Consider the following 561-nt stretch of genomic DNA (forward strand, 5'->3'; position numbering starts at 1 on the left):
ACCGAACTTTTGTCATGAAAGCTTCATTAATGACTCGGAGGAAAACGAACCGGCAAAAAAAACATGGAAGCCAGGTTCACTGCCATGTTTTTTGGATGACGCAGAACGTCAGTTTTCAAGTTCAAAGTCACCCTCGTAGAGTACGATTTCTTCAGGTCCTCTCGATTCACTGTCGGGATCGGCAGTCATTATAAGGTCGAATGTTCCAGTGATTTTCACCGCCTCTGCCGAGATGGTGGCCGTCAGGGAACCAGACTTCACGGTATACCTAAACATGTAATTTTCCTCCCTTGAGATAAATTTAATTACGGGCAATTGCGCATCTTCGAAGGTTTTTGTTCCCTCAAACTTCTCGATATTCATTGATAACGAAGTGTGAAATTTGGCACCAGTAGGTTTGCCTACTTTCACTTGAAAAAAATTGCCGACCTCGCTGAGATCAAGCTCACTGGCTTCAAAGCTCCCAAATTCGCTGGTATCGAATTCGAATTTACCGGTAGTCGCCATTTGCATCACCTATCTATAGAGGCTTATCAATAACGCCTGAAAGTAATACTTGTC

1 protein-coding gene is annotated in these 561 nt (G+C 43.5%); it reads right to left on the reverse strand.

The features are described from left to right. Positions 1-108 precede the first annotated feature (108 nt). The gene (locus HT737_RS30705) at positions 109-507 is read right to left on the reverse strand and encodes a hypothetical protein (RefSeq protein ID WP_182400969.1); all 399 of its coding nucleotides are present in this window, start codon (positions 505-507) and stop codon (positions 109-111) included. Between the last annotated feature and the right edge of the window lie 54 nt (positions 508-561).

This window comes from Pseudomonas sp. MD195_PC81_125 (assembly GCF_014060985.1).
In the GTDB taxonomy this organism is placed as follows: domain Bacteria; phylum Pseudomonadota; class Gammaproteobacteria; order Pseudomonadales; family Pseudomonadaceae; genus Aquipseudomonas; species Aquipseudomonas parakoreensis.

Bases quoted from the DNA above. Each gene is read 5' to 3' on its own strand.
- HT737_RS30705 (WP_182400969.1), bottom strand. From the start codon at position 507: ATGGCGACTACCGGTAAATTCGAATTCGATACCAGCGAATTTGGGAGC.